Raw genomic sequence first — 26383 nt, 5'->3', positions numbered from 1 at the left:
AGATCATAGCTACTTATTCTATGAACTATTAACTATAATCTATTAGCTGTTTATTTTTGCATCTCTTTGAAGTGTTTTGATGCAAATACAAAATCGTTCAATTCAGGGTTATCGGTATGCTTGATTTCTTTATTACTACCTTCCCACCATTTTTCACCTTTATGAAGAAACAGGATATTATCTCCAATTTCCATAACCGAATTCATATCGTGGGTGTTTACGATAGTGGTGATACCAAACTCGTCTGTAATTTCCTGAATCAGATTATCGATTACGATTGACGTTTTAGGGTCGAGACCAGAGTTAGGTTCATCACAATAAAGATATTTAGGCTTCATGGCGATCGCTCGTGCAATACCGACGCGCTTTTTCATACCTCCCGATAATTCAGCAGGGAATTTTTGGTTTACATTTTCCAGGTTAACCCTGTTTAAACAAAAGTTTACACGCTCGAGTTTTTCTTTATATCCCATATCAGTAAACATATTCAGGGCAAACATTACATTATCTTCAACAGTTAAAGAGTCAAATAACGCCGATCCCTGAAATAGCATTCCGATTTCTTTACGGATAGGAATACGATCTTCAAAGCTTAATTTCGTAAAATCACGGTCGTTATACAGCACTTCACCTGAATTTACTTCGTGAAGCCCAACCATGCATTTAATAAGCGTTGTTTTTCCTGAACCACTTCCGCCGATAATCATATTACATGCCCCTGCTTTGAATGTGGCAGAAATGCCTTTCAACACTTCTTTATCATCAAATGATTTTCTAATGTTCTTGATCTCGATCATAATAAAAGTTGGGCAACAATGTAATCAGCACATAAAATCAAAATACAGCTAACAACTACTGCTTTGGTACTGGACTCACCAACCTCCAATGCACCACCCGCTGTATAAAAACCTTGGTAGGCCGAAACAGAAGTAATAATGAATGCATAAACCACAGATTTAACCATACCAGCAACCAGCATTGTATTGTTAAATTCAGACTGAACACCATTAATATATTCAGAAGCTGTAAGAGCACCTGATAATGAACCAGCCACCATACCACCAACGATACTTAGTGTAATCGAAATGATAACCAACAGCGGTATCATAGTTACCCCAGCAAGAATTTTAGGCATGATCAGATATCCCGGAGAATTAACCCCCATTACTTCTAAGGCATCAATTTGCTCGGTTACCCGCATTGTTCCTATTTGTGATGCAATGTTTGAACCAGTTTTACCCGCCAATACCAGAGCCCCGATTGTCGGACTTAATTCCAGTATAGAGTTGTCACGGGTGATCTGTCCAATTACAGAAGGAGCGATCAGATTACTAACTAACTGAAATGCAGTTTGAACCGAGGTTACTGCCCCCATAAATACAGAGATGATACTGATAATTCCAAGAGATCCTACACCGATGGAAACCATCTCACGTGCAATCTCTTTCCAGTAAAAACTCCATTTTTCCGGACGCTTCAGCGCCGCCTTCATCAATAATACGTACTTTCCTAAATGGTAGAACAGCATAAAATAATTTTTGCGAAAATAACGAAAAGTTTGGATAGCCGTCGTTTAGCTAATCTAAATATAATATTACATATTAGCTATTAGGTTTTTAGCCGTTAGCCATTAGCTACTTAGCTCTTGGCATTTTAGCCGTTAGCTATCCTTAGTTAAGGACGCTAATAGCTAAAAACCTAATAGCTAATGGCTAAAATTAAAATCCATTGTATATTTAAACTATTAACTATAAAACTTACTTTTACGTTATGTTGGCTATAATAACAGGGGCATCAAAAGGAATTGGAAAAGCCGTAGCTGAAGCTTTTGCAGCAGAGGGGTTTGACCTTGCCATTTGTGCTCGAAATGAACAAGACTTATCGGAATTATCCGAACAATTATTAGCTATTTACCCGAATATCAGCATTTTCTACAGTGCATTTGATTGTGCTGATAGAGAAAGTTTGCTTGATTTTGTAGATGAGGTTACTGAGCAGTTCGAAACGATTGACGTGTTGGTTAATAATGTAGGTCTTTATGTCCCAGGCTCAATAATGGATGAAGAAGATGGCAACCTGGAAAAGATGATCAATACTAATTTGTATTCAGCTTATTATTTGTCAAAATATTTCGCAGGAGCAATGATAGAAGAACGTAAAGGTCATATCTTTAATATCTGTTCAACAGCATCTGTAAAACCGGTTGTAGCTGCAGGGTCTTACAGTATTTCAAAGTTTGCACTAATGGGCTTAACTAAGGTATTGCGAGAAGAATTAATGCATCAGGGAATTAAAGTAACAGCGGTATTACCGGGCTCAACACTTACAGCTTCATGGTCGGGAACAAGTATGCCTAAATCAAGATTTGTACAGCCTGAAGATGTCGCAAATGCCATTATAAATGCCTGTAAAATGAGCGAAGGGGCTGTAGTAGATGAAATTTTAATCAGACCAATGCTTGGTGAAGTTTAATAACAAATAACCCTAAATAAAAAATCAAAAATCATCATGGAAAAACGACTTTACAGAAATACAGACAATAAAGTGATAAGCGGTGTTTGTTCGGGATTGGGTGAATACTTTAATCTTGATCCAACTATCGTAAGAATTATATTTCTGATTTTATTCTTTGGATTAGGTACCGGTGTTTTAATCTATATTATTTTATGGGTGGTAATGCCTGAGAAACCTAAAATGATCGAATAATTCCCGTAGTTAATTATAAAGTGAATATTTCATCGGAGTAAAAGATCGATAGCGCAAAGGGGACATCCTATTGAACTAGCACTTGAGTTGATTAACTATCAGAAACTTATTTTTTTAAGCGCTTCAATCATTACGACTGAAGCGCTTTTTGTTGCGATAAAATACCATTTATAGTAAACATCATATTATCTCTGGTAAATATTAACTTTGCAGCATGAATTCTGCAGTTGATATTAATCAGATCAAAGCTTTAAAAGGGAAATATTGTAATTCGTTAACAACTTATTCGCGCTTTATAACGCGTGAAGTTACGATCGGTGATATTGCAATGGGGGCCCATCATCCCATTCGTATCCAATCCATGACCACAACCGATACAATGGATACGCTTGCAACTGTTGAGCAAACCATTAGAATGGTAGATGCAGGTTGTGAATATGTTCGTATTACAGCGCCAAGCATGAAAGAGGCGCAAAACCTGGCAGAGATAAAGAAAGAGTTACGTCACAGAGGGTACAATGTTCCCTTGATTGCAGATATTCATTTCACTCCTAATGCTGCAGAACTGGCCGCCCGTATTGTGGAAAAAGTGCGTGTGAATCCTGGAAATTATATAGATAAAAAGAAATTCCAACAAATAGATTACACCGATCTTGAATACGAACAGGAAGTAGAGCGGATACGTAAACGTTTTTCGCCATTAGTTTCTATTTGTAAGGAATACGGTACAGCAATGAGAATCGGGACTAACCACGGTTCGTTATCCGATCGTATCATGAGTCGCTATGGCGATACTCCAATCGGTATGGTAGAGTCGGCAATGGAGTTTATCCGCATTTGCTCAGATCTGGATTATCATAACCTGGTAATATCGATGAAAGCCAGCAACCCTAAAGTGATGGTGCAAGCCTATCGTATGCTGGTGGAAAAAATGGTTGCAGAAGGAATGAATTATCCATTGCACCTTGGTGTTACCGAGGCAGGAGACGGTGAAGATGGGCGAATTAAGTCGGCTGTAGGGATTGGAACCTTGCTTGAAGATGGACTAGGCGACACTATTCGCGTTTCTTTAACAGAAGAACCTGAATATGAAGCTCCGGTTGCAAAAGCATTGGCTGATCGTTATGCAAAACGAACTCACCTGATTGATCAATCAGCAAGTGAATTTATACCAGATGTTCAGTTCCCATCTAATTTCGACCCATATTCTTATCAGCGGAGAAAAACGCATGAAGTACAAAATATAGGCGGACATAATGTGCCGCGTGTAATTGTTGATCTTTCTCAGCAAAATCTTAAAGATCCGTTTGTGCTTTCATCTATTGGTTATAATTATTCAGCAGTATTGGATAAATACAATCTGACTGAACAAACCGCCGATTTTGCGTATCTGGGTGATTCCTTACCTTCATTTTCATTCCCGGGTAACCTTAAGCAACTGTATAACTATTCAACCTGGAAATCACTGAAGGATCAGCAAAATGCTCATCCGGTTTTTTCAGTTGAAGAATATATCAATGCCGAAGAACGAGACACCCAGTTAAATTTTATTAAAGCAGCTATAAGCGTGCTGTTTGAGTCGACGGAACAGATTTACAATGCGTTTATTAAAGCACTTTCAGCTGATAAAACACTTGTTCTGATACTGGAGACCAACAGTATCCACGGAATGGCTGAGCAACGTCAGTTTATCTTTGACCTGATGATTCAGCAGTTGGATATTCCGGTAATTATCAAGCGTATCTATGCAGATGTTTCAGAAGAAGATTTTCAGTTGGAGGCTTCTACGGATGTAGGAGCATTATTGACAGATGGATTGGGCGACGGACTTTGGATTCAGTGTGATTCTGTAAGTTCGAAAGTAATCAATTCAACTGCATTTGGGATTCTACAGGCAACGCGAACACGAATTTCGAAAACCGAGTATATTTCTTGTCCTTCATGTGGAAGAACATTGTTTGACCTTCAAGAGACAACCCAGCTTATCCGTAGCCGTACCGATCATTTAAAAGGAATTAAAATCGGGATCATGGGCTGTATTGTAAACGGTCCTGGTGAGATGGCTGATGCAGATTATGGCTATGTAGGAACAGGCCCAGGAGTGATTACACTTTACAAAGAAAAAGAAGTGGTTAAGCGAAATGTAGCGGCCGAACACGCAGTAGACGAGTTGATCAATCTGATCAAAGAAAACGGCGACTGGGTTGATCCGGTTGCCCGTAATTGATTATCAATAAAATAAGTGTTTTTTTGTTGTTATTTAAATTCTTTCTAAATAAATCGATTTACAATCTAGTGACAAATAAAAAACGCAGTTATTGGCATATTTGCAGTGTAAAAAAGTGTTTGTTTTGAAAGATCTTAAAGTTATTGCTTATACATTTAGAAATTGTACGTTAGACGAGGTTGGAAGTTTAGTTATCGATAAGAGCGAACGTCCGACGCGGCTAAAAGCATTAAAGGAAAAATTTAACTTCGGTGAGCTTTTTTACATTGCCACCTGTAACCGGGTTGAATTTATTTTTTCTTCTGAAAAAGAACTTGATTCGTCTTTCGCCAAAAAAATAATCAAATCATTATTTCCTGATTTCACAGCTGAACAGCACGATTACTATTCTATAAATGCCGCAATGTACGCTAACATGGCTGCATTGGAACACTTAATGCGTATTTCGTGTTCATTAGAGTCGTTGGTGGTAGGGGAGAAAGAGATCCTGGCTCAAATTCGTGAAATGTATGAAGAATGTCGTGATTGGGGATTGACCGGAGATTCTTTCCGACTGATCATGAACCGAGTTGTTAAGGCCTCAAAGGAAGTATATACCAACACCAAAATTGCTGAAAAACCTGTTTCTGTAGCCTCATTAGCATGCCGTAGTTTACGCATGCACCAGGTAAACATGGATGCAAAATTCCTGATCATCGGAGCAGGCGAAACCATTCAGCTGATTACTAAATATCTTCAAAAACACAACCTTAAAAATTGTGTGATTTTTAATCGTACACTTTCAAAAGCACAAATTTTGGCTGATGAGCTAAAAGCCAAGGCCCTTCCTTTGGATGAATTGAAAAATTACAAGGGAGGTTTTGATGTTATTTTGACATGTACAGGTGCAACTGAACCGATTATTACACCGGAAATATTTGAAGGATTGGTAAATGGTTCAACTGACAAAAAGATTATTTTAGACCTGGCACTTCCTAATGACACTGCTCCTGAAGTTATAGAACAGTTTAATCCTGTATTTATCTCAGTTCAACAGATACAAGAAATAGCTAGCCGCAATCTTGAAGAGAGAAGAGGAGAGTTAGTGCATGCCGAACGAATTATTGAAGAAAATATCCTTGAGTTCATTCCAATTCTAAAACAACGTAGGGTAGAATTGGCAATGAGAGAGGTTCCGGAAAAAATAAAAGAAATCAAAGTAAAAGCTGTTGAATCGGTTTTTGCTAATGAGATCAATTCATTAGACGAAAATTCACGAGAAGTACTTGAAAAAGTGCTAAATTACGTTGAAAAAAAATATATCAGTGTTCCGATGGTAATGGCCAAAGAAATATTGATGCAACAGTAAAAAAGTGGGATTTTCGCTCTAACATCTCTAATCATATAGCATGAATAAAACAATCATTATAGGCTCAAGAGGCAGTGACCTTGCTTTGTGGCAGGCCAACCATGTTAAGGCTCAGCTTGAAGCTATAGGTGTGTCATCAGAGATCAAAATCATTAAAAATCAAGGTGATAATTTCTTTAATTTTTCTTTCAGCAAACTTGAAGGGAAAGGCTTTTTTACGAAAGAATTGGAGGAAGAATTGTTACAGGGCCAGATCGATATGGCAGTACACTCCCATAAGGATCTTCCAACCGAATCTCCGGAAGGCTTAACTATTGCTGCTGTTTCTGAACGTGAAGACCCTAAGGAATTATTGATCATTTTGAAAGATTGTGTTGACCTGAGTTTGCAGTTTTCGGTTCGCTATAATGGTATTGTTGGAACTTCATCTAACCGTCGTAAAGCACAGTTCAAAAGCTTGCGTCCGGATGTGGAGTTTGAAGAATTGCGTGGAAATGTTCCTTCACGTATTCAAAAATTACGAGATGGAAATTTTCATGCGATTATCCTTGCGAAAGCAGGTGTTGAGCGTTTGAAACTTGATTTAAGTGAGTTTCATGTGGAAGAAATCGATCCTGTAGAAATGGTTCCGGCTCCTGCTCAAGGAGTTTTGGCTTTACAGACCCGCTCGAACGATACTGCCTTGATTGAAGCATTGCAGAAATTAAACAGTAAAGAGGTTGCGGAAGCCATTGCAATTGAGCGTAAAGTGCTTAATTTATTTGATGGCGGCTGTCATATGCCTTTAGGTGTTTTCTGTAAGAAAGAAGACGGTAAATTTGAGGTTTGGACTTCAAAAGCGGAGGATGAAGACGATTTTCCTGAACGCTTATTTGTTCGTTCTGGATCTGCTGAAGGCTTGGCCGAAAAAATCTTTGAACATTTCAAAAAAGAGAAATCCGGAACTAAATCCATCTTTATTTCGCGTGAGTTAAATGAAGATAGCTATTTCCGTCGTTCATTAGAAAAATTCGATTTAGATATTGAAGATCGCTCATTGATCAAAACATTCCCGATCATCAATACTTTCGATTCTTATATACTTAAAAAAGTAGACTGGATTTTCTTCAACAGTAAGAACGGAGTAGAGAACTTTTTCCGTTTAGAACCTGTTATTCCTAAGCGAGTGAAAATTGGTGTAATGGGACGCGGATCAGAAAATGAACTACGTCACTTCAACCGTGTTGCTGATTTTGTTGGAGAATCAGGCGATATTCGTGAAGTTGCTGAGGATTTATTACCGTTAGTTATAGATCAAACTGTATTATTTCCACAGGCCAAAGATTCGCTACGTACTATTCAGGTTCAATTAGGGGAAAAGATCAATAGTATCGATTTGCCAGTTTATGAAACCATTAAGGAAGAGGAAATCGGGCAATCATCAGCTGATATTTTGGTATTTACCAGTCCGTCAAATGTAGAGGCTTACCTTTCCAACGACAATGTCATTTATTTAAACCAAAAAGTAGTAGCTATTGGAACATCAACTGGTAATAAGCTGGAAGAATTTGGCTACACCAATTATGTAATTCCTTATTCACCCGATGAAATTGGCCTCTCGGAGGCAGTTTACGGGTTATTGTAATATTGAGTATTACGGGTTGCGGATTATGCGTTAAGCTTAACTAATGCATAATTCACAACCCGTAACTCGTAATTGTAATTAGAAAGATGCTACACCGTCCTCGCAGATTAAGAAAAAATCCGGTTGTAAGAGAAATGATCGCTGAAACTCGTATTTCGGCTGATATGTTTATGTATCCTTATTTCGTTGTTCCGGGAAAAAACATTGTTCACCCAATTGATGCAATGCCTGGAATCAGTCATTTTTCAGTAGATACCTTATTGAAAGATGTAGAAGAGGGTTTGAAACTGGGTATTAATAAAGTATTATTATTTGGTGTGGGAGAGGAGAAATGTGAGGATGCACATTCTGCTCATTCACATGATTCAGTAGTATTTGCAGCAGTAAAAGCTTTAAAAGAAAAATTTAAAGATGATATTTACGTTGCTACAGATGTATGTACGTGTGCGTACACTACTCACGGGCACTGCGGTATCATGAAAGATGATTATGTGCAGAACGATGAAACGGTAGCTGTCTTAGCCAAAATGGCCTTGAGCCATGCACAGGCAGGTGCAGATATGGTCGCTCCTTCAGATATGATGGATGGACGTATTGGTGCAATTCGCCAGCTATTGGACGAGAATGGTTTCGTAAATACGGCAATAATGTCTTATTCTATTAAATTTGCCTCAGCGTATTATGGTCCGTTTCGGGAAGCTGCTGATTCTGCTCCAAATAAAGGAGATAGAAAAGCTTACCAGATGGATTTCCGCAACCGCCGTGAAATGATGCATGAAGCAGAACTAGATGAGGCTGAAGGTGCAGATATCCTGATGGTAAAACCAGCTTTGGCATACCTGGATGTAATCCGTGATTTACGCGACAATACCAACTTACCGGTAGCTTGTTATAATGTATCAGGAGAATACTCAATGATCAAGGCGGCTGCGGCAAAAGGTTGGATCGATGAACAAAAAGTGGTAATGGAAAATATGTATGCTTTTGCTCGCGCAGGGGCCAACATTATTATTACTTATCATATTAAGGATATGTTAAGTAATAAGTGGATATAAATTTTTGTAGTCATTTGGTATAAGATTTGAGCGCTCGAGGGCTTTCAAAAGGATAGTTATCTAATAATTTTACGTTTCAGTTATGTTTGGATTGTTTAAGAAAAGTTCAGAGGGTGATCAGGCAGTTGCAACAGTGGGTAAACCTGATATTTCAAGAGAAAAATCGGCAGAGTTATACGAAAAATCTAAAACGTATTTCCCTGGTGGCGTAAACTCACCTGTTCGTGCCTTTAAGTCAGTTTATGGTACTCCCTTATTTATTGAAAAAGGAGATGGACCCTATTTATGGGATGTTGATGGAAATAAATTTGTTGATTTCTGTGCTTCATGGGGTCCGTTGATCTTAGGCCATAATAATGCTAAAATTCGTGAAAAAGTTGCCGAAACAGCTTTAAAAGGGATGACTTTCGGAGCTCCTACTGCGATTGAAAATGAATTGGCAGAACTCATTCTTAAGAACAACAAATATATCCAGAAATTACGTTTTGTAAGTTCGGGAACGGAGGCTGTAATGAGTGCTATCCGTTTAGCCAGAGGTTATACCAAACGCGATAAAATCTTAAAATTTGAAGGTTGCTATCACGGGCATATTGATAGTTTATTGGTAAAAGCGGGTTCAGGTTTAGTTACTTTCGGAGAAACAACGTCTGCCGGTGTTCCTGAGTCGTTCGCAAAAGAAACTATCGTAGTTCCGTTAAACAATATTGATGCTGTTAAACAAGCTTTTGCAGAACATAAAGATCAGATAGCTGCAATAATTATTGAACCGGTACCTGCTAATAATGGTTTATTATTACAAGAGCCAGAGTTCTTACAAGCATTAAGAGATATCACAACAAAAGAAAAAGCCTTATTAATTTTTGATGAGGTAATTTCTGGTTTCCGCATTGGCTTTGAAGGAGCTGCAGGCTACTATCAAATTCAACCGGATATCATTACCTACGGTAAGATTATTGGTGGTGGTATGCCTGTTGGGGCTTATGGTTCAAGCGTTGAAATCATGTCTAATGTATCTCCTGAGGGTCCTGTTTATCAGGCTGGAACATTGTCTGGTAATCCGATTGCTATGGCGGCAGGTATTGCTCAGTTAACTGAGTTAAGCCGTTCAGGATTTTATAAAGAGCTCAATAACAAAACGCATGAATTTGCTGAGTCTATCCAACGTTTTGCTTCTGCTCGTAATTATAAGATACGTGTGCAACAGATTGGTTCGATTTTCTGGATTGCATTTACAGATCTTGAAAAAATCCAATCAGCCGAACAGATCGATCCTACAAGTATGGAAAAATTCAAAATATTCCATCGCGAATGCTTGAACAGAGGTATTTATTTTGGTCCATCGGGTTATGAAGTAGGCTTTATTTCATCGGCTCATACCAAAATAGATCTTGAAGTGGCTAAGCGTGCTATTTTTGAAGCTTTGGATCTGGCTTTTAAGAAATAGATAAAGTTAATCCCGATAATTATCGGGATTCAATCTAAAATATAATGAAACGCAAAGTTCGCCCGTTAACCCTGTTTTATGTATTGATTGCGTATGTGTTGTTTCAGCTAATGTGGTGGGGACAACTACTTATTCAGGCGCAGCCTAATAAAACATCCATGGTTATAGGCGAATTTTCTGTTTTTGTAATCATACTCTTTTGGGGGGCCTTTTCTTTAAAAAGACTGATTCAGGAAGAGATTGCCTTAAATCGACGTCAGAAAAATTTTCTGTTAAGCGTTACGCATGAGTTGAAGTCGCCACTGGCTTCCATCAAACTCTACCTTCAAACCATCTTAAAACGCGATTTGGATAAAGAAAAACAACAAGGATTTATCCGGAATTCACTATTAGACATTGAACGCTTGGATGATCTGGTGGAGAACATGTTGATGGCCACCAAGATTGAGAATAATTCATATAGTTATCCTAAAGAAAACTTTGATCTGTCGGAAGCTGTTCAGCAAGTAGTTGAACGCCATCAGAATATTTTGCAAAAACGGATTGTAAAATCGGATATCACCCCAGATATATTGATAAGGGGAGATAGATTTACCCTATTACTGGTTGTTTCTAATTTGTTAGAAAACGCTGTAAAGTATTCTGCAGAAGGTACTGAGATCAATATTGAGCTATTTAAGAAGAATAATAGAGTCATTCTAAAGGTTAATGATCAGGGAGTAGGAATACCTGATGAAGAAAAACCTAAAATATTCGACAAGTTTTATCGTATCGGACAAGAAGATACCCGTAAAACCAAGGGAACCGGTTTAGGATTGTTTATTGTTAAGCAAGTTCTGGATAATCACGGTGCTACCATTAAAGTAAGAAACAACCAGCCGGTTGGCAGTGAATTCGAAGTGACTTTTTAATTATTACATCGTTTAATAATAGGTAACTGTCAGTCAATTCTTATTCTCTAAAAACTAAGAATTGATTATATTATCCAACAGTTTCAGATAACATGGAAAACGAAGTAAAAGAACCGGACATGAGTTATGGAGGTATTTACTCCTATGCAGATTACCTTCAATGGACGATAGAAGCACGATTTGAGCTTATAAAAGGCAAAGTTTTTAAAATGAGTCCGGCTCCGAGCCGCGCTCATCAAAAACTATCAATGAATATCAGCGGACAATTATGGAACTTTCTCCGACATCAGTCTTGTCAGGTGTTTTCAGCCCCATTTGATGTCCGCCTGCCACGGAAATCCAAGAATGATAAAGATGTAATTACAGTTGTTCAGCCCGACGTTTGTGTGATTTGTGACCCGAAGAAGTTAGATGACAGGGGTTGCATCGGTGCTCCTGATATAGTTATTGAAATTCTGTCTCCCGGAAATAACGATAAGGAACTTCGTAATAAGTATGAAGTATATGAAGAATCCGGAGTTAAGGAGTACTGGATTATTTCTCCTCAAAATAAAACCTTTTTCAGGTATACGTTAGTTGATGGTAATTATCAGGCCTCAAAACTCATGATTACCGGAGATGTTATCGAAACTCCTATTTTACCAGGTTTTCAGCTCGATCTTACCGAATTGTTTGATGAAGTTGAATAAATAGCACATCATCCTTATTTTTCTTAAATTAAAGGTTAAGGAATTACCAGATATGACATTGGCGTTACAGAAAAGCGTCAATAAAATTCATAAACTTGCACAACTTTAAAACATCCGTCAAATGAGTCAATCACGCATTTTATTGGTTGAAGATGAAGAGCATTTGCTTGAAGCCATTAAACTTAATCTTGAGCTGGAAGGTTATCATGTAACCACAGCAATGGATGGTAAAAAAGCATTGAAATTAATCAAAGAAGAGCGCTTTAACCTGGTTTTACTGGATGTAATGCTCCCTGAGATTGATGGTTTTCAAGTGGCTGAAACAATAAGGCTACAAAATTTTGATGTTCCTATTTTGTTTTTAACTGCAAAGAATACCAGCGAAGACCGGGTAATGGGATTGAAAAAAGGTGCTGATGACTACCTTACCAAACCATTTAACCTTGAAGAATTAATTCTTCGTGTAGGTATACTGGTGAAACGTAGCCTAAGAAATACCGAGGAAGGTAAAATGCTGAATACCTATAAAATTGGGGATAAAGAGATTAATTTTACCAGTTTCGAACTAACCTCGGATGATGGCACTACTACCATGCTGACTAAAAAGGAAGCGATGTTATTAAAGTTATTGATTGAAAGAAAAGGAGAAGTTGTTTCGCGGGAACAGATTCTTGAAACCGTGTGGAACTATGATGTTTTTCCTTCAACGAGAACTATCGACAATTTTATTCTCTCTTTCCGTAAATATTTCGAACCAAACCCTAAAGAACCTCGTTACTTTCATTCTGTGAGGGGAGTAGGATATAAGTTCACTGACTAACTTTTATTGATTACGTGTTTCGGGTTGCGTGTTACGAGTTTTCAGAAAAGTTGTTATTGAAATTAATTAACGCAATCAGCAATCAATTTGTATGCAAAATTCTCTATTTATAAATGCTGCGTTTTCGCGGCCAACAGAACGTCCGCCGGTATGGATGATGCGCCAGGCTGGACGATTTATGAAAGAATACTGGGAAATCAAGAATAAATATACATTCCTTGAGATGTGCAAAACTCCTGAAATTGCAGCTGATGTAACCATGTTACCGGTTGATCTTTTAGGAATCGATGCAGCAATTCTCTTTTCAGATATTTTGGTTACTGCAGAAGCAATGGGAGGAGAGCTTTCATTTGAGCAAGGTGTTGGTCCTCAATTTGCCAACCCTGTTCGTACGATGAAAGATGTAGAAGCGCTTGAAGTGCCACCTGCTAAGGAATCATTAAAATATGTTGCTGACGCTATTAAAATCATTAAAGAGCGTTTGGCACCTCATAAAACTCCGTTGATTGGTTTTGCCGCTGCTCCTTTTACGGTAATGAGTTATTTGGTAGAGGGAAAATCTTCAAAGGATTTTAAGCTAACCAAATTAATGTTGCATAATGATCCAGAAACCGCTAAAGCATTGTTATCGAAGTTAGCTACTATAACAGCTGACTATTTAAACATGCAGATTGAAGCCGGTGTTGATGCTATTCAGATTTTTGATAGCTGGGCGCAGGCATTGGCATGGGATGATTACAAAGAGTTTTCGCATTTCTATATTGCTGAAATTATTTCTAAGCTTAATCGTAAGGATATCCCGGTTATTTCATTCTGTAAAGGAAGTTCGGTGTTTGCTCCTTTAATGGCTGAAGCAAATCCGGATGTGATCTCAATCGATTGGAATATTGATCTATTAGATATAAAGAAAAGACTTCCTTCGAACATTGCTGTTCAGGGTAACTTCGATCCACATATCCTTTATGCTGATAAGAAGGTAATTAAAGAACGTATCTTACGATTGTTTGAGCGCATGCGTGGTGAAAACGGATTCATTTTCAATCTTGGTCATGGAATTATGCCTGATCTTCCGTTTGATAATGTGAAGTACGCTGTTGAAGTAATTAAAGAGTTCAGGTATTAACCCCAACCTCTAAAAGAGGCTAAGGGAAATTGCTAAATTTAAATTCCCCCTTTAGGGGGCAGTAGGAATGTACTTATACATCAAAGCTATTCATATCATTTTCGTAGTAAGCTGGTTCGCCGGCTTATTTTACATGGTGAGGTTATTCATTTATCATACGGAAGCAAATGAGCGTGAAGAATCGGAACGGAAAATATTGCAAAAACAGTTTGAGGTAATGGAATCCAAATTATGGAATATTATCACAACGCCGGCAATGATCCTCACTGTTATCTCCGGCTTATGGATGATGATCGAATATAAATGGTTTCATCAGCCTTGGATGATCGTCAAGCTTATGTTCGTTTTGGGTTTATTATGGTATCACTTCGAGTGCCAGGTGATCATGAAACAGCTTAGACATGGGGTTTATAAATGGAGCTCAACCAAATTGCGTATATGGAATGAAGTGGCCACCATTTTTCTTTTTGCCATTGTCTTTATCGTCATACTTAAGAGCGCGGTGTCGTGGATATGGGGCTTCGTGGGACTCATTTTGTTCAGTATGATTATTATGATGGCTGTGAAGATTTATAAACGATACAGATCGAAGCAATAGCATACGTATTACACTTTATTTATATTAGGGCGATGAAAAAAATCGCCCTTTTTTGTGCCTTATTTTTTTGGGTAAAAACTATTTCAGCTCAGCAAAGGCTAACATTTCAACAGATTGGACAGCAGTTTGTTGATAGTGTAAAAGCATTTGAATTACCGCCACTCCAGTTAGCTTACACTGAAAATTTGAAAGCAATATCAAACCAATCGGCTATTGAAAGACAGACTTCTTTTTTCAAAAATGTAAGTAAACAACTTTCACATGTAAAAATTGAAGAATTGGGGAAAAAGGAGCTCATTGATTATAAATTAATGCAATATGAGACCAATTTGAATTTGGAGCGTTTGGCTTTGGAGAAAAAGTGGGTGGCTAATAAACCTGATAGTATTACGAAGAACGGACTTAATCAACTTAAGAACGGTAAAGAATGGTATGCCTATTTTCTAAAGAAATGGGTTGCATCAGCTATTACACCTGAACAGATCTACAAGTTGGGACTTGCGGAAATTGATCGTGTAAATAATCAAATTGAGGTAATACGCTTGAAAACAGGATATTCAGACGAACAGTTTTATAATTACCTTAATGACTCTTCGTTTTTTGTAAATGATGAGGCTACTATCGCCAAATTGTTTGACCATGCAAAAACAACAATTCAAGGCAATTTAAGTACTATTTTTAACCAGCAATCAATACCCGATCTAAAGATTGAACGAGGGAAGAATAATGCGTTGGTTCAGGCTCCCGGTTATTATGATGAAAATACATTCTACTTCAATTTTTATGATAAACCTTACTGTAAACGACAAATTGACTGGCTTTTTATTCATGAAGGTATACCTGGACATCATTATCAAATTTCTATTGAAGGAGCTTTAAAAGAATCTGCGATACAGCAGCTTTTCTGGTATCCTGGTTACAGTGAAGGTTGGGCAGCCTACACCGAGGAGCTAGGTAAAGAGTTAGGTGTGTATAAAACTATTTATGATGAATTGGGAAAATGGGAGTGGGATATTGTGCGTTCGGTTCGGGTGCCATTAGATGTTGGAATTAATTATTATGGTTGGTCTGATGAGCAAGCGCTGGCATTCTGGAAAAAGTATATTAAAAACCAGGATGCAATTGCCATGCGGGAAATTAACCGGATAAAAAGGTGGCCTGCACAGGTGGTTACTTATAAATATGGCGCAGGGGAAATATTGCAATGGAAACAACTGTTGCAAAGAAAAGAAGGAGTCAACTTTGATATTCGCAATTTTCATGATAAGATACTCAACAACGGATCTCTTCCATTTTCACTATTGGAAAGTCTTTTGAACTTATCTGAATAGATCATTCAACAGAATTGTATTTTAGAGGCGATGAAAAAAATCGCCTTTTTTTGTGCCTTATTCATGGCATCTATTTCTTCCTTTGCACAAATAGACCATTCCAATTTTGAAGAACGCATTAAGCACGACAGCTCAAAAGCTCAAAGTTTATTCCTTAATATTAATAGTTTCAATTACTTCCGTAATTATGAATACTTTGACAAGTTTGCTGATGGACAAACCTTATTCGGCACCCGTTTTACACCAACGCTGATTTACTATCCGAATGAAAATCTGTCACTAAGGGCGGGTATTTTAGTTCAGGGAGATTTTGGATCAGGGAAATACCGTCAGGTAGCCCCTGTGTTTTCATTAAAGTATCAGAAGAATATGATTGATTTTGTTTTCGGTGCAATTGAAGGAAACATCAATCACCGGTATATTGAACCCTTGTATGATTACGAACGTTTGATTTATCCATCCCTGGAATACGGTGCCCAATTTCATATCAATAGCAAGCGTGTATTTTTGGATACTTGGGTTAATTGGGAGAAATTCATTTACCCGGGAGATGAGTCATCCGAAAAAATTACCGGCGGAATATCTTCGGAGTTTCAACTATTGAATCCTAAAAAACGGTTTAATTTAAGTGTACCTGCTCAGTTGATATTATTTCATACCGGAGGGCAGTTAGATACGTTAAACACACCCGTTCAAACGATAAATAATGCTGCCATAGGGGTTAAGACATCGTATAAATTCGACAGTTTCCTGAAACGGTTATATGCAGAGAACTATTTTGTCATATCAAGGGAAATGTCGGGGGACTTATTGCCTTTCCAAACTGGCTCTGCTGTATACCTTAATATTGGCGCAGACTTTAAGTATTTCAAGTTTATGACCAGTTATTTCAATGGAAATAAATTCATTAATGTAGAGGGAGCGCCATTATATAGTTCGGTTTCCAGGAGTACACTTGATAAAGGCTTTACGGAGGAAAACAGGAATCTGTTATTTTTCAGGATTATGGGTGATTACAAATTAGCTGGAAGCCTATACCTAACTGCCCGCATTGAGCCTTATATAGATTTGAACAACTCAAAGAAATTAGATTATTCTCAAACGCTGTATATCAGTTATAGAGGTAACTTTAGGTTGAAAAAGAAAATAAAGGTTTTTGAAGAATAGAACACACCCCTAACCCCTCTCTAGAAGGGAATTCGTATCAGCAACGCTGATATTAATGCATTATGCAGGGAAGTTCCCCTCTGGAGAGGGGTTAGGGGTGTGTTTTATTGCAGAAATTAATCCATTACAGTGTTAAGCACAGCAGTAACAGAAACATTATGGATGCTTCGCCGACATATAAAATGTGATCTTTCCTCCATCCATTATATCCTTATGAGTGATAAATCTGCGGTTTAGCAGAGTTCCGTTCAACTCAATTTTCTGAATATACACATTCTTGTCAGTTTGATTTTTGGTCTCCACTTTGAACGTTTTTCCATTCTCTAAGTGTAAAACAGCTGATTTTACTGCCGGGCTTCCAATGGAGTATTCCGTAGATCCTGGAGCGACAGGGTAGAAGCCTAATGAGCTAAAAATATACCATGCACTCATTTGTCCGCAGTCATCGTTGCCTCCCAATCCATCAGGTGTCGGACGATACTGTTTCTTCAAAATCATCCTGATTTTATCCTGTGTTTTCCAGGGCTCATTGGTCCAATTGTATAAATAAGCTACATGATGAGCCGGCTCATTACCATGTACATAGTTACCAATAATCCCATCCCTGGTAATATCTTCAGTTTCAGCAAAGAATTCATCGGGCAAATGCATAGAAAACAACGAATCAAGATGCTTTACAAAGCGTGTTTTGCCTCCCATTAATTCAATCATTTTTGAAGGATTGTGTGGAACATAAAGACTATAGTTCCAGGCATTTCCCTCAATATATCCCTGTCCGTGTGTACTTAAGGCATCGAAACCGGGTTTCCAGGTGCCGTCACTTAGTTTCGAACGCATAAAGCCTGTTGACGCATCGTACACATTCAGGTAATTTTCTGATCGTTTAATAAATTCATCATAAATATCCTTTCTGTTCAGCTTTTGGGCCATTTGGGCAATGCACCAATCATCATAGGCATATTCCAGGGTTTTGGAAACAGAAGATGAATTTTTATCCTCCGGGATATAGCCTAACTGCATGTAATATTCCAGGCCATCATAATACCTGTTTCTTGCTGTTGTAATGCAAGCGTCCAGCGCTTTATTAACATCAAAATCAGCATTCCCTTTCATAACAGCATCTGCAATAACAGAAACGCTATGATAGCCGATCATACACCAATTCTCATTTGCATAATGCGACCACACTGGCAGCATTTTATGAACGCTTTGATCGTAATGAGCCAACATAGAGTTAATCATATCACTATTACGCTTTGGTTGGATGATGTTAAAAAACGGATGGAGTGCTCGATAAGTATCCCACAACGAGAATGTGGTATAATTGGTAAAGTTTTCAGCCAAGTGAACATTCTGGTCTAAACCTTTATACTTTCTATCGGCATCCATGTACGTAGTCGGACTTAAGAATGCATGGTACATTGCTGTATAGAAATTGATTTGTTCGTCCATAGAGAGACTTTCAACATCAATTTTATTCAATTCCTTATTCCACAATACCTGACCATCTTCTTTAACTTTATCAAAATCCCAATGGGGGATTTCTGTTCTCAGGTTATGAAGGGCTCCCTCCGTACTAACCGGAGACAAGGCAAATTTTATTTTTATCTTTTCACCTTCTTCCGTTTTAAAATCAAAATAGGCTCGAAGTTGTTTTCCGGCCATCTCTGGAAAGTTCTTAGTTTGATCAAATTTCCTCCAAAAACCTTTGTAAACATTGTTAGAGAAATTCTGCTGACCGTATTGGACAAATGGCTTCGAGAAACTCATCGCAAAATAAACAGTACGGGTACGGGCCCAGCCGTTTGTTTGCCTGAATCCGGTTATCAATGTATCATTCTCAACCCGTACAAAAGTCCAAACGTTTTTATTGTCATAATTATAGATTCCAGCCATCAGATCTAAAATAATATGCGCTTGATCAGACTTAGGGAATGTATATTGATGAAATCCAACTCTGTTGCTCGCTGTAAGTTCTGCCAATATGTTATACTCATCAAGCTTTACTTTGTAGTAGGCAGGCTGTGCGAATTCATTTTGATGAGAAAAGGTAGAACGGTAGCCGCTTTCAGGATGGTCTGCAGTACCGGGATTTAATTGAAGAGGTCCAGTAGTCGGCATGATAAGAAAATCACCTAAATCAGCATGTCCGGTTCCACTAAAATGAGTATGACTAAAACCTGTAATAGTTTTATCGTCATATTGATAACCTGCACAATACTTATACACATCACCATTGTACTTGCCGTTTTTTTCATAGCTGATTGTGTCAGTCTCAGGACTTAACTGTACCATACCAAATGGAACTGTTGCTCCCGGATAGGTATGCCCCATTCGTTGAGTACCAATTAATGGGTTTACATACTTAATCAGATCCTTTTGCTGTGAAAAAGCAAAAACAGGTAATAATAGAATAGCAAGTAGTAATCTTCTCATGGATTTTCGTTGGTTGAACAGTTTTTATAGCTCTTATGTGCTTAATATCATTAGCCTGCTAAAGTAATAACAAACCTGAATTATAAAACTTTAAAAATGCCATAACCTACTCCATCCATTTCTATTTCGAAACCATCATTTTGTTTCTTAAAGGAACATTTTGAAGAAAATACTGGATGTAATTTCCGAACATTTCGAAGATCGAATTTTGCTTTAACTTTTGTAGCTGACGGATTAATAGCAATGACAAAGCGTTGATGGCCTGAAGTACGTAAGTAAACTACAGGGTAGGTTTTCTCATGAATATATAGCGCCTGCACTTTGCCATCATTACCAAGTGCCGGATTTGCCTTTCGCAGAGCAATGATGTTTTTTACGAAATTCAATAATGAAGCTTTATCGGCAAGTTCCTTTTCAACAGTAGGTCTGTTAGGATCGGGATCGATTGGTAAATAAAGTCTTGAGGACGAAGAAAAGCCTGCATGTGCAGTTGAATTCCATTGCATAGGGGTGCGGGTGCCGGCACGATTGTTTCCATCGGGTAACACGCTGCCTTCTACATCTGGTAAATCCTCAATAAATCGCATTCCGATTTCGTCACCATAATAAATAAATGGAATCCCCGGCCAGGTAAACAAAAATGCCATAACGGTTTTTAATTCTTCTGTAGAATTTCTGTTTCCGCAGTTAGGACGTTGAAAATCATGGTTAGCTGAAGGGATAACAATATAACCTTTGCCTTCGATAGCAGTTAACTGCTGGTTATAGTTTTGCCAGAACAGCTGAAAATCTCCTTTCCCATTTTTGTCGAAGAAGGCATCTGTTCCTTTAAAAGTGCCGTTTTCATTAAAAAATAGGGATGGATAGCCCGAAACTCCAAAATGCATCATAAAATCAATATGAAAGCCTGCACTAATAGAGTACTCCGGCTTGCTCCATTCAGCAATTAAGACTCCTTCAGGATAAGTTTTTTCGAACCAGCTTCTTACTTCAGTCCAAAGCTTTTTAGTTTCTACTAAGTTTTCATCGTCTTTAATCAATGAAAATGCCATGTCAACCCTGAAACCATCAACACCTTTATCCATCCAGTAAGCAATGATTTTTTTAAGTTCTTCACGTGTTGCTTTGGGACCTGGTGCATCAACAGGTTCTTGCCATGGTTTATCTCTATTCGGTTTAGCATAACCATAATTAAGTGCCGGTTGATAATCAAAGAAATTTTTCAGGTAGCTTCCATTGCGAGGGTAGTTATTCTTGATGAAAAAACTACCCGGAACTATCTCTTTTGATGGAGTCCAAATGTATCGGTGTGTATATTCATTTGAATCGGCAAGTGCTGAAGCCTTAAACCAAGGGTGCTGATCAGATGTATGTCCGGCAACTAAATCCAGGCAGATCTTAATCCCTTTTTTATGTGCAGCTGCTAAAAGTTCTTTTAAATCTTCATCGGTTCCATACCGTGGTGCAATCTTATAAAAGTTGCTAACGTCGTAACCAGCATCTCTGAATGGAGATTCAAAAATTGGATTCATCCAGATAGCTGTAATACCCAAATTTTGCAAATAATCTAACCTTTGTTCCACGCCCTTTAGGTCTCCAACACCATCACCATTTGTGTCTTTAAAACTTTGCGGGTATAACTGATAGAAAATAGCCTCCTTTAGCCATACAGGGGTTTTCCATTGGGCTTTTGAAGGTATAGTGGATACTGTTAACAGTATAAATAATATGAATCTAAGTGGTTTCATAACATGAGTAGTTGAAAGAATAAAGCCGCTAAAGTTGTAGTTCCTTAGCGGCTTTAAGTTTAATTTATTTTTCGTCCTTACTAAATGAATAAGGCTCGTCTTCAGGACGAATACCTTTAGTTAAATTCGGAGTTTCACTCATATCTATTGTAAAAGATCCACCCTTAAGCATTTCAAAATGGTTTAACCAATTCTTAGCATACGGTTTCCCGTTTAATAGCGCAGCTTTTACGTAGATATTTTTATCACTGTTTTTAGGCGCTTCAATAACAAAGGATTTCCCATTCTCCAATTTCAGCGTAATTTTTTTGAATAACGGAGCACCTAATACATATTGATCTGTACCCGGACAAACAGGGTAGAAGCCCATTGCTGAAAAAACATACCAGGCAGAAGTCTGGCCATTATCTTCATCGCCGCAGTAACCATCAGGAGTTGCTTTATAAAAATCATTCAACACTCTGCGAGTCCAATATTGTGTTTTCCAAGGCTGAGCAGCATAATTATACAAGTAAATCATGTGCTGAATCGGTTGATTACCATGAGCATACTGTCCCATGTTCATGATCTGCATCTCTCTGATCTCGTGGATTACACTTCCATAGTAACTTTCATCAAATACAGGAGGCATGGCAAATACAGAATCAAGCATTTTGGCAAACTGAGCTCTTCCTCCCATTAAAGTTGCTAAGCCGTTAATGTCATGGAAAACGCTCCATGAATAATGCCAACTGTTACCCTCAGTAAAAGCATCGCCCCATTTAAAAGGATTAAATGGCGATTGGAATGTTCCATCCTGATTTTTACCACGCATTAACTTTGTCTCACTGTCAAACAGGTTACGGTAGTTTTGTGAACGTTTGGAATACAAATCCTGTTCTGCTTTTGGACGATTTAATGCTTTTGCTAATTTATAAATGGTAAAATCATCATAAGCGTATTCAAGCGTACGGGCCGCATTTTCGTTGATCTTAACATCATAAGGAACATAGCCAAGTTTGTTATAATATTCAACTCCGGCGCGCCCAACTGCCGACATTGGTCCTTCATTATTGGCTCCATGTTGTAAGGCTTCATACAGGGTATTAATATCATAACCACGTAAGCCTTTTAAATAAGCATCAGCAACCACCGAGGCCGAATTGTTACCCACCATTACATTTCTGAATCCTGGGCTCGACCATTCCGGTAAAAAGCCTCCTTCTTTATAGGCATTTACCAAACCTTCCTGCATTTCCTTATTAATAGAAGGATACATAAGGTTTAAGAAAGGATATAAGGCCCTGAATGTATCCCAAAAACCGGTTCCTGCAAACATGTACCCCGGTAAAACTTTTCCGTTGTATGGACTATAGTGAACCGTTTTGTTATCAGCATCCAGTTCATAGTGTTTTTGCGGGAACTGTAACGTCCGATACATGCACGAATAGAAAGTACGTAACTGATCAACAGTACCACCTTCAACAGTAATACGGCTTAATTCTTTATTCCAGGAAGCCTTGGCTTTTTGTTTGGTTTGTTCAAAGCTGTCGGCACCAATTTCACGGTTAAGATTTAATGCTGCTTGTTCATAGCTAATAAAAGAAGAAGCTACTCGAAGATTAACCTTTTCGCCTTTTTGGGTTTTGAAGCCAATAACAGCGCCAACATGATCGGCTGTATATTCAAGTGTGTCTTTGGCTAATTGTTTATTATGCCAGGTTGAAGCTATACTAAATGGCTTATCTATATAAATGACAAAATAATTCCTGAAGTTAGTGGGTACGCCTCCGCTGTTACGCGTAGTGTATCCGATTATCTTTCTTTCCTTTGGTAGAATTTTAATGGAAGAACCTTTATCAAACGCGTCTATTACGATAAATGAACTATCCGTTTGAGGGAATGTAAAACGGAATTGTGCTGCTCGTGTTGTAGGAGTAATTTCCGTTGTTACATCAGCATCAGCCAAATAAACGCTGTAGTAGTAAGGTTTTGAAACTTCTGCTTTATGAGAAAACCAGCTAGCCCTTGCATTTTGATCAAATTTCAGACGCTTTGTTACCGGCATGATGGCAAATTGTCCGTAATCATTCATCCACGGAGACGGCTGGTGTGTCTGCTTAAACCCTCTGATCTTATCAGCAGTATATTGATAAGCCCAACCATCACCCATAACGTTGGTTTGCGGCATCCAAAAATTCATACCCCATGGAACCGCAATAGCCGGATAAGTGTTTCCATTAGATAAACTTACTTTCGAGTCCGTACCCATTAACGGGTTTATCCACTCAACAGGATCTGTTGACGGAGAGGGTAGAGTTTGCGCAAACGAAGTTGAACAAAACAAAACTGATGTAATCAATAAAGCTGCTTTTCTCATTTTCTGTTTAGTATTAACACTAAAAATGGCTCGAAAGAACCTCTTTCGGGCATGTTATGGATTAATGCTATCCGGAAGTTAATTATTAATATTCCGGATTTTAAGAGCAATACTTAGAAAATCAATAATAGTAAAGCTAAACCGATTTTGCAATACTAATTAACTCGATTGAGTTAAATTTTTCATTTTTATACTGAGCCTCTCTTAACCAGTTTTACTGGCAACTGAACTACGGGGCTTTTTGATGCGGTAGAAGTGGATGTTTGATTGATCTGATCCATCAATAATTTGGTAGCCGTTTTAGCAATATCTTTCATAGGTTGCTGAATACAGGTAATGCCCGGTGGATACAGTCTGAACAAATCATGATCGTCAAAACAGATAACCGCAATATCTTCAGGGATTTTTTTCTTCAGTGTCATTAAACTTTCCAGTCCCATTATGCCCAAATAGTTGGTGGCAAAAAAGATGGCATCAAGCTCCGGTGTACGTTTAATCCAGCTTGTTATCTTATCGACTGCTTCATCTCTTTCAAATCCATATGGGAGTTTCAAGAGTAATTTCGCATCTCCGGAAAGTTTGTTGTTTTGTAAAGTATCCTTGTAGGATTGGGTACGTTGCTCCATTTGATCCAGTTCAATGTCGACAGTTACAAACCCAATATGTTTATGTCCTTTGCTAATCAATAATTCAATACCTTCTTTTACTCCCGAATAATTATCAACAGAAACGTAAGGTACATCGAAGCCGGGCAAATTACTATCCATAAAAACAACAGGCTTTTTACGGTTAATAAGATCTTGTATTGAATTTTCCATACCCAAAGCAGGAGTGATTAAATATCCATCTACTTGTCGCTGAGAAAGCATGTTGATGATGTCACAGCCTTTTTTTCCATCATTATCTGTACTACTATGCACAACTTTATAGCCGGTGCCATTCATTTCATCTTCGATTAGCTTAGCTAAAGTGCTGAAAAATGCGCCGGTAATCGTTTCTACAAGCACTCCAATCATTTTTGACCGGCCGGTTCTTAAGGATACTGCAATCTGGTTAGGCTGGTATCCGGCTTCCTGACTAACTGCAATTATTTTTGCTGTTAATTCTTCGCTGATACGCATTTCCTTAGCTTTGCCGTTTAAAACAAAGGATACGGTTGAAGGTGATGCGCCGGCTAGTCTGGCAATATCTTTAAGTGATAATTTCTTCATAAATAATGGCTAACTGCCCTAAAGATAAGATGGGTAGGGTGAAAAATAAGAATTATGAAAAATATTATAAAAAGTATTTTAGTATCCTTCTTTTTTGTTTGTTGATAATTAGGTAGTTATGTTAATTGTGAGAGGAAAATGAAAGTAATGAGAAAAAAAGTACACAAAATTTTGAATAAGATGCAACCATGGAGCGCTCATGATCATCTTATAAATGAACCAAATGAAACTGATGCATAAAATAGGGCTTGATGAACTTATCGCAGGCTGTCGATCGGGGAACCGAAAGGCACAGCAAGGCCTATATGATCATTTTGCATCAAAGATGTTAGGGGTTTGCATGAGATATACTAAGGACAGAGATGAGGCGGAAGATGTGTTGCAGGTGGGCTTTGTCCGAATGTTTGAAAAATTGCATTTGTTTAAAGGTGATGGATCGTTTGAAGGTTGGGTGAGAAGGATTATGGTAAATACGGCAATAGAGTTCTATCGTCGTAACTCAAGAATGTACCCTGTGGTAGATATTGAGGAAGCAGTAAATGAATCCAGCTATGATCTGCCGCTTTCAACACTAAATGCAAAAGATATTTTGAAGTTGGTACAACAACTTCCACCCGGATATAGAATGGTGTTTAACATGTATGCTATAGAAGGCTTTAGTCATAAAGAGATTGCTGAACAGATGGGAATCAGTGAAGGCACATCAAAATCACAGTTGGCAAGAGCCCGTACTCAATTAAAAGAATGGTTATTAAATATGGAGGGAGGCAATAATGTCGCAACTATCAGATAAAGATTTGGATAAACTCTTCAGTGACGCTTTCGAAGATTTCACTGTTGAACCATCAGCAAAGGTTTGGTTTGCTGTTGAAAATGATCTGGAACGTCAGCGCATTGCCGGTAGAAAACTCAAACTGGCTAAATGGTCGGTTGCTGCTTCTGTTGTATTATGCATGGCTTCTGTTGCTTTGTATTTGGGTCGTCAGCAAAAACTTGCAGGTGAGCAAATTGCCGTAGCTGTTGATAACGATCACGGCATGGAAAAAGACAAGGAAACCAGAAGTAGGGCAGTAGTGATTCAGTCGCCTAAAGCACAAGTAAGTAATGAATCTGTGCAAACAGTAGAACAGCCTAAAGAATCGAAAAAAGTTCCGGTGAAGAAAAAATCGGTTAAAGAAGTGAAACCAACAGTAACGTTGGAGGAGTCAGAAGACACACGTCTTGCAATGGTAGCTGAACCTGCAACGTTGGAATCAAAATCAAGAGCAAAAGTTCTTGCCTATGATCAATGCTCTCCGGAAGTACAACCTAAGCTGTTACATCAGGCATTGGTTAATACAAACGATCCGGCTAATAGCAAAGGAATACCAACAATTGGTGATGCGATAAATTATATCGCTGATAAAGTGGATAAAAGAGATAAAAAGTTTGTGGCGGTTGATAAAAATGCCCGTACATTCTCTCTTAACCTGGGGCTATTAAAATTAGAGCGTAAACGTCCAACTGATTCGGAGGAAGAACAGACCAGCAAATAAGCTTTAAACAGAACTGAAATGAATGGAGATGTCCTTGTTCTTTAACAAGGA

Annotated in this window: 22 protein-coding genes; 16 read left to right on the top strand and 6 right to left on the bottom strand. The window is 38.1% G+C overall.

Annotated features, from left to right (window positions below; translation table 11 throughout):
- Positions 1-50: 50 nt before the first annotated feature.
- Both SOLCA_RS13780 and SOLCA_RS13775 read right to left on the bottom strand, forming a co-directional pair.
- Positions 51-797 (bottom strand): ABC transporter ATP-binding protein, encoded by a 747-nt coding sequence (locus tag SOLCA_RS13780; RefSeq protein ID WP_014681070.1) that lies wholly within the window; start codon positions 795-797, stop codon positions 51-53.
- The gene (locus tag SOLCA_RS13775; protein ID WP_014681069.1) at positions 794-1528 is read right to left on the bottom strand and encodes an MlaE family ABC transporter permease; all 735 of its coding nucleotides are present in this window, start codon (positions 1526-1528) and stop codon (positions 794-796) included. Before SOLCA_RS13775 ends, SOLCA_RS13780 begins: the two co-directional genes overlap by 4 nt.
- Before the next feature lie 242 nt (positions 1529-1770).
- Here SOLCA_RS13775 and SOLCA_RS13770 point away from each other — a divergent pair, with 242 nt between their 5' ends.
- The 14 genes from SOLCA_RS13770 to SOLCA_RS13705 all read left to right on the top strand — a co-directional run bounded on the left by SOLCA_RS13770 (position 1771) and on the right by SOLCA_RS13705 (position 17043).
- Positions 1771-2472, top strand: a complete 702-nt coding sequence (locus SOLCA_RS13770) for an SDR family oxidoreductase (protein ID WP_014681068.1) — start codon at positions 1771-1773, stop codon at positions 2470-2472.
- Positions 2473-2508: 36 nt separating this feature from the next.
- Positions 2509-2706, top strand: coding sequence for a PspC domain-containing protein (locus tag SOLCA_RS13765; protein WP_014681067.1), 198 nt, complete (start codon positions 2509-2511; stop codon positions 2704-2706).
- 214 nt (positions 2707-2920) lie between these two features.
- Positions 2921-4933: a (E)-4-hydroxy-3-methylbut-2-enyl-diphosphate synthase gene (ispG, locus tag SOLCA_RS13760; protein WP_014681066.1), complete on the top strand. Its 2013-nt coding sequence runs from the start codon at positions 2921-2923 to the stop codon at positions 4931-4933.
- Positions 4934-5057: 124 nt separating this feature from the next.
- On the top strand, positions 5058-6281 hold the full coding sequence (gene hemA / locus SOLCA_RS13755) for a glutamyl-tRNA reductase (protein WP_042481349.1): 1224 nt from the start codon (positions 5058-5060) through the stop codon (positions 6279-6281).
- A 40-nt stretch (positions 6282-6321) separates the two neighbouring features.
- On the top strand, positions 6322-7905 hold the full coding sequence (gene hemC, locus SOLCA_RS13750) for a hydroxymethylbilane synthase (RefSeq protein ID WP_014681064.1): 1584 nt from the start codon (positions 6322-6324) through the stop codon (positions 7903-7905).
- An 86-nt stretch (positions 7906-7991) separates the two neighbouring features.
- On the top strand, positions 7992-8960 hold the full coding sequence (hemB, locus tag SOLCA_RS13745; protein ID WP_014681063.1) for a porphobilinogen synthase: 969 nt from the start codon (positions 7992-7994) through the stop codon (positions 8958-8960).
- A gap of 82 nt (positions 8961-9042) precedes the next feature.
- Positions 9043-10404, top strand: coding sequence for a glutamate-1-semialdehyde 2,1-aminomutase (gene hemL / locus SOLCA_RS13740; protein ID WP_014681062.1), 1362 nt, complete (start codon positions 9043-9045; stop codon positions 10402-10404).
- Positions 10405-10448: 44 nt separating this feature from the next.
- Entirely contained in the window at positions 10449-11315 is an 867-nt protein-coding gene (locus SOLCA_RS13735) for a sensor histidine kinase (RefSeq protein WP_014681061.1), read from the top strand.
- Between the two features lie 92 nt (positions 11316-11407).
- Complete coding sequence (locus SOLCA_RS13730; protein ID WP_014681060.1) at positions 11408-12004, top strand: Uma2 family endonuclease; 597 nt, start codon at positions 11408-11410, stop codon at positions 12002-12004.
- A 121-nt stretch (positions 12005-12125) separates the two neighbouring features.
- Positions 12126-12824 carry a response regulator transcription factor gene (locus SOLCA_RS13725; protein ID WP_014681059.1) on the top strand — a complete coding sequence of 233 codons (699 nt, stop codon included), beginning with the start codon at positions 12126-12128 and terminating at the stop codon, positions 12822-12824.
- A 91-nt stretch (positions 12825-12915) separates the two neighbouring features.
- Positions 12916-13947, top strand: a complete 1032-nt coding sequence (gene hemE, locus SOLCA_RS13720) for a uroporphyrinogen decarboxylase (protein WP_014681058.1) — start codon at positions 12916-12918, stop codon at positions 13945-13947.
- A gap of 67 nt (positions 13948-14014) precedes the next feature.
- Positions 14015-14545, top strand: coding sequence for a CopD family protein (locus tag SOLCA_RS13715; protein ID WP_014681057.1), 531 nt, complete (start codon positions 14015-14017; stop codon positions 14543-14545).
- Positions 14546-14577: 32 nt separating this feature from the next.
- On the top strand, positions 14578-15876 hold the full coding sequence (locus SOLCA_RS13710) for a DUF885 domain-containing protein (RefSeq protein WP_014681056.1): 1299 nt from the start codon (positions 14578-14580) through the stop codon (positions 15874-15876).
- A 30-nt stretch (positions 15877-15906) separates the two neighbouring features.
- A complete protein-coding gene (locus tag SOLCA_RS13705) occupies positions 15907-17043 on the top strand; it encodes a hypothetical protein (protein ID WP_014681055.1) in 1137 nt (378 codons plus the stop codon).
- 156 nt (positions 17044-17199) lie between these two features.
- On the opposite strand, the gene SOLCA_RS13700 is transcribed toward SOLCA_RS13705, so the two are convergent.
- From SOLCA_RS13700 to SOLCA_RS13685, 4 genes are all read right to left on the bottom strand, one after another.
- Positions 17200-19479, bottom strand: a complete 2280-nt coding sequence (locus tag SOLCA_RS13700) for a GH92 family glycosyl hydrolase (RefSeq protein ID WP_014681054.1) — start codon at positions 19477-19479, stop codon at positions 17200-17202.
- An 80-nt stretch (positions 19480-19559) separates the two neighbouring features.
- Positions 19560-21227 (bottom strand): alpha-amylase family glycosyl hydrolase, encoded by a 1668-nt coding sequence (locus tag SOLCA_RS13695; RefSeq protein ID WP_014681053.1) that lies wholly within the window; start codon positions 21225-21227, stop codon positions 19560-19562.
- Between the two features lie 64 nt (positions 21228-21291).
- Positions 21292-23586, bottom strand: a complete 2295-nt coding sequence (locus tag SOLCA_RS13690; RefSeq protein WP_014681052.1) for a GH92 family glycosyl hydrolase — start codon at positions 23584-23586, stop codon at positions 21292-21294.
- A gap of 188 nt (positions 23587-23774) precedes the next feature.
- A complete protein-coding gene (locus SOLCA_RS13685) occupies positions 23775-24797 on the bottom strand; it encodes a LacI family DNA-binding transcriptional regulator (protein ID WP_014681051.1) in 1023 nt (340 codons plus the stop codon).
- Positions 24798-25020: 223 nt separating this feature from the next.
- On the opposite strand from SOLCA_RS13685, the gene SOLCA_RS13680 reads away from it, so the two are divergent.
- Both SOLCA_RS13680 and SOLCA_RS13675 read left to right on the top strand, forming a co-directional pair.
- Positions 25021-25590 carry an RNA polymerase sigma factor gene (locus SOLCA_RS13680; RefSeq protein ID WP_014681050.1) on the top strand — a complete coding sequence of 190 codons (570 nt, stop codon included), beginning with the start codon at positions 25021-25023 and terminating at the stop codon, positions 25588-25590.
- Complete coding sequence (locus SOLCA_RS13675; RefSeq protein ID WP_014681049.1) at positions 25571-26332, top strand: hypothetical protein; 762 nt, start codon at positions 25571-25573, stop codon at positions 26330-26332. Before SOLCA_RS13680 ends, SOLCA_RS13675 begins: the two co-directional genes overlap by 20 nt.
- Positions 26333-26383: the final 51 nt, after the last annotated feature.

Source organism: Solitalea canadensis DSM 3403, from assembly GCF_000242635.2.
Classification (GTDB): Bacteria; Bacteroidota; Bacteroidia; order Sphingobacteriales; family Sphingobacteriaceae; genus Solitalea; species Solitalea canadensis.
The sequence above is the reverse complement of the archived record's forward strand: the minus strand, read 5'-3'. Positions and strand labels throughout refer to the sequence as shown.